A 9,240-nucleotide genomic window follows, 5' to 3' on the forward strand; every position below is an offset into this window, starting at 1 on the left:
TACTTCTCTGTCCGCAGTGTCACGGTCACACCCAACGGAGCAGCCCTCGCTTCCATGCGTAGACCAAGCCGTCGAGCAGCAGCACGATGAAGATGAGCATCACCACGAGACCGAAGGTGCCGTACCGCTCGATGTTCGCCGCCCAGGGAAAGAGGAACACCGCTTCGACATCGAAGATGACGAACAGCAGCGCGAACACGTAGTAGCGGATCTGGCTCTGCGACCAGCCCATTCCGACGGGATCGACGCCCGATTCGTAGGCGATGTTCTTCTCCGCCGACGGGAACGAGGGTCGAATCGCAGCGGCCAGGCCGAGCAGGAGCCCACCGATGGCCAGGGCGGCCACGGCGAACCAGACGACGTTGAGATAGTCGCGAAGGAAATCCGACATACGGGCCCCGAAGATACCAGGGCTTGTGAAATCCCTCCCAAACTCTGCCGCGCCGATTCCTCGCCGCATGTCACGCCCGGGGCGGGTTGTGAACTCACTCGGTGTCGGCGTGCGCTTGCGACCGTCGCCGCACTCGCCACCTGCGGGCGGCCAGAGCCGGCATCAGACCCACGAGCAGGGCATCACCATCCGTGCCTGACCCCCGCCCTCCGCACTTCTGCCGAAGTCACAGCGACAGCTCGGTCAGTTCGCGACGGCCGGACAGGCCGAGCCGGCGGTACACCGCGGCGAGGTGGTTGTCGACGGTGCGCGCCGACACGACGAGTTCGGCGGCGACCTCCTTGCTCGTCTTCCCGGACGCGACGAGGCGGGCGATCTCGAGCTGCCGATCGCTCGGCATGTCGAGGTCGTCGCAGATCCGCACGAGGCGGTCGGTTGCCCGCGGCGGCGCGGTGGGCGCCATTCCCTCCGCCAGCGCACGCGCCGTCAGCGCGCGTCGGCGCAACGCGACGACGTTTCCTCCGCTCGACGACCCGTGCTGCTCCAGCGCGGTCTCGAGCTCGGCGAGTAGCGCGTCCAGCGCGGGAGCGTGCGCCCCTGCCGCCTCGAACTGCTCGACCGCCCGCGCGAGTTCGCCCGCATCGCGGTCGGCGATCCCGCGGGCGTGCATGCAGATCGCCTGGGCCAGGGGGCCATCCATCTCGCACGCGGTGTCGATCACGATCGGGCTGGTCTCGGGCGCGGGGCCACGACGAATCGCCTCCAACCCGATCCACGGCGCCCAGAGCAGATAGCCGGAATCGATCGCACGACGGACGCGTTCGGCCGCGAGCGCATCGACGTCGGTCGACGATGCCAGCCGAAGCTCGGCCCGCGCGCCCCCCAGCGGCGACTCGTCGCGATGAGGGTCGGTCGCGGTCCCCATTTCGATGAGCGTCGCCCGGAGCTCGCCACGAATGAAACCGCCCACGCCGATGTCGTCGACGTGGTCCGCCGCACGCACCGCCTCCCGGCCGCGCAACACGGCGCGTTGGTAGTCCCCCGTGAGCGATGCGATGTGTGCCGTCGCACCGAGCCAGACGGCGTGAGCCGGCCGGACCAACGACACGTCGGCGGCGCGCAACCAGCGGTCGACGACTTCGCTCGCGCGGCGGAGGTCTCCGCCGAGGAGATGGCGCAGTGCGTCGGCGATCCCGAGGCGCACCGCGACGTGCGGCGACGACAGGCGTTCCGCGATCTCGTATCCCTCCACGATCGGCGCGCCGGCGGCGTCGAAGGACCCCACGAACACCTTGTCGAACGCGTCGGCGAGCACGACGGAGAGTCGCGCCGCGTCGGACGTGACATCGCTCGCGGTGGCCGCGGCCGCAGACGCCGCTGCGAGTGGGCCCTTGCCGGTCATCCGCATGTACAACGCCGTCGCCCCGTCGACGCGGGCACGCTGATCCGGTTGATCGAGGGTGCGCCGCAGCTCGGCGAGCTGCTCGTATCCGTCGTCGCTCCGGCCGAGTTGCAGGCACCACAGCTCGGCGCGGGCGAGCCCCGCATCCACTCGTTCGGTCTCCGTCTCGGCCGCGTCGATCGCCCGGTCGGCGGCAAGCTGCGCGGCACCGAGGTCTCCGTCGTTGGCGTGCGCCCACACGAGTTGTACGAGGTCGGCGGCGGTGGGCTCCGCGATCGCGCCCAACAGTCGCTGCGCCAACGGATTCTCCCAACGCCCGAGCGCGACCGCCGCGCCGACCCGTGCGGTTCGGTCGTCGATCCCGCTCTCGGAATCGAGCATCCACTCGGCGAGCCGAGCGGGATCGACTCCATCTTGCGGTCCGACGGCCGAGGCGAGCTTCGAGTAGAGCCGTCGGGTCTCCTGACCGACGAGCTGACCGCGGATCACCTCGGTGTAGAGCGGATGGACGAGCACGCACGGATCGCCGGCCACCAGTCCCGACCGCTCCAGCCGTTCGACCGCCTCGAGGTCGAGCCGGGACAGCACCCCCCGCGGCACCGCTCCTGCGATCGCCACGGTGCGGAGCAGGTCCCATTCGGTCTGCGACAGGCGGTCCAGATGCGTGGCGACCAACTGTTCGAGCGAGCGGCCCGACGGGACGAAGTCGTCCAAGTGCCACAACCCGGAACGTTCGACGATCGCCGATGACGCGTGGGCGGAGGCGAGCAGTTCGCGCAACGCGAGCGGGTTGCCTTCGCTCAACATCGCCAATCGGTGGAGCGAGCCGACTTCGCCGGGACCCGCCCACTCGACGAGCAGGTCGGTCAACGGTTCGACGTCGAGCGATCCGAGCACGATGCTCTCCGCCTTGTCGCGCAACACGTTCGAGAGGTGGTGATCGTCGTTCCGGACGCCGTCGGGCCCCGTACGTTCCGTGACCACCACGGCGATGTCCCCGGCTCGGATCAGACCTTCGAGGATCGCGGCGGACTTGTGGTCGAGCATCCCGACGTCGTCGACCCCCACCACCGTCGGTGTCGCCTGTTCGACGAGACCACGCCGCAAACGCTGAACGAGCTCGAACTCGGCACCGACGGGCGGCGCGTCCATCGGGAGCAGGTGCAGGAGCGCGCCGAACTCCAACGCCTGCTGCGCGCTGCCGGCATGCACACGACGAACGGCGACGCCCGTGGACGACTCAGCGAGCCGATCGAGGATCAGTCCCGCTGCATGCGATTTGCCGATTCCGGCGGGTCCCCGGAGGACGATGGATCGCGCAGGCTGCGAGGTGAGCCTCGCGACCACGTGTTCGACGAGCGCGTTGCGATCGGTGACGATCGAAGGTCGGTGCGCGCCAGGGCGGTCTGATTCCATCCCCGGCCCATCTTGTCATGCCATGCGGAAACGACTCATCAGCGGCCGACCAGGCGGTCCGAGAGTTGCGTCGCCGATTCGACCACCAGCTTCACGACACGCTGCTCGTCGCCGGCATCGGGGAATCGAAACGAGGGTCCCTGCACGTAGATCGCGCCGTCCCAGTCGCCTCCGGGACCCCGGAACGCTGCCGCGAACGCGTTGACGCCGGGATGCATGTCTTCCCGTGACACCACGACTCCATCGGCGCGGACGCTCGCGAGCCGGCGGCGGAGCTCGTCCGGGTCGGGGGACATCGACTCGGTCTCGGTCTCGGACATGCGATCGAGGTACCCATCGAGTTCGTCGCTCGACAGTTTGGCGAGCACCGCCAAACCGCTGGCGACGGTGTGGAGTGGGAACGACTGACCCGTCTGGTCGGCCACCAGCACGAGTTCGTCTCCGTCGTCCACGTTGTCGACCCAGAATGCGCTGTCGCCGTCACGCAGCGTGTAGCCGCTGCTCCCCCCGGTGATCGCCGAGAGTTCCTCGATGAACGGACGCACGGTCGAGCGCACACTGGCCGTCGGGCCGGCTGCACCGAGCGTGGCCAACGCCGGTCCGACCGAATAGCCGCCGCCGGTCTCGCTCTGCACGACCGCACCTTCGTGCTCGAGGGCGGACAACAGGCGGGAAACGGTCGACTTGGGGAGCTCGGTGCGTTCGGCGATCTCGGTCACCCCCGCGGTGCCGCGAGCGAGCACCCGGAGGACGGAGAATGCCCGCTCGATCGATTGCACTCCTGCCATATCCGCTGTCCTGTGGCCGCCTCGTGCCGGTAGCTTGATTCGTGCGCCGCTCAGAGGAGTCGGCCCAGATGGGCCTGGCGTACTGTTTCACTCTACGGTACGGTTCCGCATGACGGAACACTTGCACGGGCGGCAACGTTCACGCAGGTCTCTCGACCTCTGGGGGTCAGCACATGACAGACGTCGACAACGACGCAAACAACTCCGGCGACGATGACGTCGATCTCGCCGCTCTGAGCGATGAAGACCTCACGCTGCAGATGCACGACGACCTGTACGACGGGTTGAAGGAAGAGATCGCCGAGGGCACCACAATCCTGCTCGACCGCGGTTGGAGCGCCGAGAAGGTGCTCAACGACGCGCTGGTCGAAGGCATGCGGATCGTCGGCATCGACTTCCGCGACGGCATCCTCTTCGTTCCCGAGGTGCTGCTGTCCGCCCACGCGATGAAGGCCGGCATGGAGATCCTCCGCCCCCTGCTCGCCGAGACCGGGGCCGAATCCGTCGGCAAGGTCGTCATCGGAACCGTCAAGGGCGACATCCACGACATCGGCAAGAACCTGGTCGCGATGATGCTCGAAGGCGCCGGTTTCGAAGTGATCGATCTGGGCATCAACACCGACGTCGACGAGTTCATCAGCGCGCTCGACGAGCACCAGCCCGACATTCTGGGAATGTCGGCGCTGCTGACCACGACGATGCCCTACATGAAGGTCGTCATCGACACGCTCACCGAGCGCAACCGACGCGCTGACCAGATCATCCTCGTCGGCGGCGCACCGCTCAACCAGGAGTTCGGCGACGCGATCGGCGCGGACGCGTACTGCCGCGACGCTGCGGTCGCATCGGAGATGGCCAAGGAGTTGGTCATGGCGCGACGGGGCAACCCCGAGCCGGCCGGCCCTTCGGTCCGCACCTGACGTGACCACATCGCGCACGCTCGTCATCGCCTGCGGCGCACTCGCTCGGGAACTCCTCGAGATCGTCCGGCTGAACGGCCTCGACGACGTGACCGTCGAGTGTCTTCCCGCTGCACTGCACAACCGTCCGAGCGAGATCCCCGATGCCGTTCGCGCCCGAATCCATCGCGCCCGGGCGCACGAGTCGGTCTCCCTGCCCGAGCCGGCGGATTCGATCGACCCGGTCGACGACGCACGCGTACTCGGCGAGACCGCCGCAACCTACGACTCGATCTTCGTGGCCTACGCCGACTGTGGAACCGGCGGACTGCTTCAGCAGGTGTGTGCCGAGGAAGGTGTCGAGATGCTGGACGGTGCGCACTGCTACCAGTTCTTCGCCACGAGTCCGCGTTTCGCCGAGATCCAGGATGCCGAGATCGGATCGTTCTACTTGACGGACTTCCTCGTGCGTCACTTCGACCGCATGGTGTGGCAGGGTCTCGGCCTCGACCGCCACCCCGAGTTGTTGGCGGACTACTTCGGCAACTACACCCGTCTGGTGTACCTCGCCCAGACCGACGACCCCGCGCTGCTCCGCTCCGCCGAGATCGCGGCCGACCGGCTGGGGCTCACGATGATCGTCGAACGCACCGGATACGGCGAACTCGAACCGGCGATGGTCCAACTGAAACGACACCGATGATGAACGACGACTCCACGACCGATCCGGCGACCGACCAAGGCTCGATGCGCGAGCGGCGAACCGCCGGCCGATCGGGACGCCGACGCGGGGGCAAACCGACGATCGTCACCATCTCGTGGCGAGACATTCCGGCACAGCTGACCGCCCGAGCCGGCGGCGACCAGCACAAGGTCCTGCTCCACGCTCGCTTCCAACACGCGATCGACCGCGCGGCCGCCGTGGCGGGGCTTACGTCGACCCACGACTACGTCCAGGAGTGGCGCAGCGTTGCCGCTCCACTCGACGAAGGCGACGTGGCCGCCCAACTCGATCAGCGGTGCGCCGAGATCGAAGGCGATTTCCCCCGCGACCGGCTCGAGGCCCTCGTCGCGAACGGCGGCCTCGACCCGACATCCGGTGTCGGGCACCCGATCTCCGAGCCGCACTCCCCCGCCAGCGAAGAACCAGAAAGCGACACTCCATGACCGACACGATCATCAGCTCCGCGACCAAAGAGGTCGTCATCGGATTCGACCGCCCCTTCGTGATGATCGGTGAGCGGATCAACCCGACCGGTCGCAAGCTGCTCGCCGCCGAGATGAAGGAGGGCAACTTCGATCGCGTCTCGGCCGACGCCATCGCGCAGGTCGCCGGTGGCGCTCAGATGCTCGACGTCAACGCGGGAATCCCGTTGGCCGACGAACCCGCGCTGCTCGCCCAGGCGATCGAGCTCGTCCAGGCGGTCACCGACGTCCCGCTGTCGATCGACTCCTCGATCATCGAGGCGCTCGAAGCAGGCTGCGCGGTGTACCAGGGCAAGCCGCTCATCAACTCGGTCACCGGTGAGGACGAGCAGATGGAGCGCGTGCTTCCACTGGTGAAGAAGTACGGCGCCGCCGTGGTCGCCATCTCGAACGACGAGACCGGCATCTCCGAGGACCCCGACGTCCGCTTCGAGGTCGCGCGCAAGATCGTCAACCGGGCGTCCGACTACGGAATCCCGGCGGCGGACATCGTCGTCGACCCACTCGTGATGCCGATCGGCGCGGTCGGTCAGGCCGGCCAGCAGGTGTTCCGGCTGCTGCGCCGCTTGCAGTCCGAGCTGAAGGTGAACACCACCTGTGGCGCGTCGAACGTGAGCTTCGGACTGCCCGAGCGCAACTGGATCACCGGCACGTTCCTGGCCATGGCGATCAGCAACGGGATGACGTCCGCGATCATGAACCCGCTGCACGACGAAGTGAAGAAGATCGTCAAGGCCGCCGACGTGCTCGCCGGCCACGACCAGGACTGCGGCGCGTGGATCTCCGCCCAACGCGAAGGCGGCGACCCCTCCGGAGCGGGCGAGACCGGCGGCGCCCCCCGCCGCCGCGGCGGACGACGAGCCCGCCTCGCCGAGTCATGACCCCACGTCCCGCCGTCCGGAAATTTCGAGCGATCCCGACCGTGGGCGTCTCGATCCCTCGAAATTCCGCCGTGCCGTTCGCCGAGTCGAGGAAATTTCGGGGGATCGGGTCGCACGGCGTCTCGATCCCTCGAAATTTCCCCTCGTGGCGACGGAACGCGGAGGGCGGGGGATGACGGCCGACGGCGACACGGTGGAGGTGCATCGGGTGGTGTTCGCGCCGTCGGGGCTGACGGCGCGGGTCGCTGAGGGAACCACGGTGCTCGATGCCGCGCGCTCGGTCGGGGCCGACCTCGACTCGACCTGTGGCGGACGCGGGATCTGTGGGCGGTGTCAGGTGATCCCGTCGTCCGGGTCGTTCTCCAAGTGGCAGATCGAGTCCGACGCCGATGCGCTCACGGAGTGGACCTCGGTCGAGGAGGAGTACACCGGCCGTCGCCCGATTGCCGACGGTCAGCGCCTCGGTTGCGCCGCGCTCGTACGCGGCGACGTGGTCGTGGAGATCCCGGCAGCGAGTCAGGTGCACCGCCAGGTCGTCCGCAAATCGGTCGACGTGGGGAGTCTCGAGCTCGATCCGATGGTCCGGCTGCACTACGTCGAACTGCCGATTGCCGAGCTCGGCGCCGAAGTCGGCGGACTCCGCGAGCAGATCGTCGCCTCGCTCACGCGGGACTTCGATGTCACGCCGACCGACATCGACGCCCGACTCCTCCCGCTGCTGGCTCCGACGGCGAAGCGCGGCGACAACAGCGTGACGGTGGCGGTCCGCGACGAGTCGACGATCTGCGCCGTGTATCCCGGCTACGTCGATCGGGCAGTCGGAATCGCGGTCGATGTGGGCTCCACCACGATCGCCGCGCACCTCGTCGATCTCGCCAACGGTGAGGTGCTGGCGACGAACGGGATCATGAACCCGCAGATCCGTTTCGGGGACGACCTGATGTCGCGCGTCTCGTACGTGATGATGAATCCAGGGGGCGACGTCGAACTCACCCGCGCCATCCGCAGAGCGCTCGACACGATGGTCGGAGACCTGGTGGGCGAAGCCGGCCTCGAACGGGACGCCGTGCTCGACATGACGATCGTCGGGAATCCGATCATGCATCACGTGGTGCTCGGCATCGATCCCACACCCCTCGGCCAAGCGCCGTTCACGCTCGCGACCGATGGTGCGGTCACGACGCGTGCCACGGACCTCGACGTCGACGCCCGGTTCTGCGAGGTGTACCTCCTGCCCTGCATCGCGGGCCACGTCGGCGCTGACATGGCGGGTGCGATCCTGTCCGAAGGACCGCATCGCCACGACGAGCTGCAGCTCCTGGTCGACGTCGGCACGAACGCCGAGATCGTCTTCGGCAACTCGAGTCATGTGTTGGCTGCGTCGAGCCCGACCGGACCGGCGTTCGAGGGCGCCCAGATCTCGGCCGGGATGCGCGCGACCGCCGGGGCGATCGAACGCGTCCGAATCGATCGGGACACGTTCGAGCCGCGAGTCCGCGTGATCGGAGCCGAAGCGTGGTCGGACGACTCCGATTTCGTCGGACAGGCCGCGGGGCTCGACATCTCCGGCGTCTGTGGATCGGGGATCATCGAGGTGATCGGCGAGCTGTATCTCGCGGGGCTGATCGACGTCGACGGCACGATTCGCTCCGACGGCCCGGAGAAGACCGCGCGGATCTTCCCCGACGGCCGGACGTTCTCGTATCGACTGTTCGGCGACTCCGACGATCCGGCGGAGAACATCAACATCACCCAGGACGACGTCCGCGCGATCCAGCTCGCGAAGGCTGCGCTGCGGGCCGGGATCGACCTGCTGTGCGAACACAACGGCACGACCGATCCGAACGCGATCGGGTCGGTCCGTCTGGCCGGTGCGTTCGGTGCACACATCGACCCGCTCTACGCGAAGGTGCTCGGGCTCGTCCCCGACGTTCCCGTCGCCCAGGTCGCCTCGGTCGGCAACGCCGCGGGAGCGGGTGCCGTGCGCGCGTTGCTGTCGGCACAGCAGCGACGGGAGATCGAGCAGACCGCGCGCCAGGTCGAGAAGATCGAAACCGCCACGGAGCCGAGATTCCAGGAGTTGTTCGTCAACGCGATGGGCTTCCCCCACACCAGCGAGCCGACGCCGAACCTCGCGGCCGAGACCGTGCTCCCGGTTGCGCAGCATCGATCCGAAGCCGCCGGGGCGCGACGTCGCACCGGCCGCCGCCGTCCCCGCACCTGAACCGTGAACCATCGGGTGTCTGACACCCGATGG

Annotated in this window: 8 protein-coding genes; 5 read left to right on the forward strand and 3 right to left on the reverse strand. The window is 68.1% G+C overall.

The features are described from left to right. Window positions 1-25: 25 nt before the first annotated feature. From ON45_RS17890 to ON45_RS21835, 3 genes are all read right to left on the reverse strand, one after another. On the reverse strand, window positions 26-391 hold the full coding sequence (locus tag ON45_RS17890; protein ID WP_040495681.1) for an NADH-quinone oxidoreductase subunit A: 366 nt from the start codon (window positions 389-391) through the stop codon (window positions 26-28). Between the two features lie 226 nt (window positions 392-617). Next, the gene (locus ON45_RS17895; protein ID WP_040495683.1) at window positions 618-3,209 is read right to left on the reverse strand and encodes a helix-turn-helix transcriptional regulator; all 2,592 of its coding nucleotides are present in this window, start codon (window positions 3,207-3,209) and stop codon (window positions 618-620) included. Window positions 3,210-3,247: 38 nt separating this feature from the next. Then, entirely contained in the window at window positions 3,248-3,997 is a 750-nt protein-coding gene (locus tag ON45_RS21835) for an IclR family transcriptional regulator (protein ID WP_051063325.1), read from the reverse strand. A gap of 173 nt (window positions 3,998-4,170) precedes the next feature. Between ON45_RS21835 and ON45_RS17905 the strand changes: the two genes are divergently transcribed. The 5 genes from ON45_RS17905 to ON45_RS17925 all read left to right on the forward strand — a co-directional run bounded on the left by ON45_RS17905 (window position 4,171) and on the right by ON45_RS17925 (window position 9,207). Then, on the forward strand, window positions 4,171-4,917 hold the full coding sequence (locus ON45_RS17905; RefSeq protein ID WP_040495685.1) for a cobalamin B12-binding domain-containing protein: 747 nt from the start codon (window positions 4,171-4,173) through the stop codon (window positions 4,915-4,917). Between the two features lies 1 nt (window position 4,918). Next, entirely contained in the window at window positions 4,919-5,599 is a 681-nt protein-coding gene (locus tag ON45_RS17910; protein ID WP_040495687.1) for a DUF1638 domain-containing protein, read from the forward strand. Then, window positions 5,599-6,063, forward strand: coding sequence for a virulence factor (locus ON45_RS21840; RefSeq protein ID WP_051063326.1), 465 nt, complete (start codon window positions 5,599-5,601; stop codon window positions 6,061-6,063). Before ON45_RS17910 ends, ON45_RS21840 begins: the two co-directional genes overlap by 1 nt. Beyond that, on the forward strand, window positions 6,060-6,983 hold the full coding sequence (locus tag ON45_RS17920; protein WP_040495689.1) for a methyltetrahydrofolate--corrinoid methyltransferase: 924 nt from the start codon (window positions 6,060-6,062) through the stop codon (window positions 6,981-6,983). Before ON45_RS21840 ends, ON45_RS17920 begins: the two co-directional genes overlap by 4 nt. Before the next feature lie 145 nt (window positions 6,984-7,128). After that, window positions 7,129-9,207 (forward strand): ASKHA domain-containing protein, encoded by a 2,079-nt coding sequence (locus ON45_RS17925; RefSeq protein ID WP_206537727.1) that lies wholly within the window; start codon window positions 7,129-7,131, stop codon window positions 9,205-9,207. Window positions 9,208-9,240 lie beyond the last annotated feature (33 nt).

Source organism: Ilumatobacter nonamiensis YM16-303, from assembly GCF_000350145.1.
Taxonomy (GTDB): Bacteria; Actinomycetota; Acidimicrobiia; order Acidimicrobiales; family Ilumatobacteraceae; genus Ilumatobacter_A; species Ilumatobacter_A nonamiensis.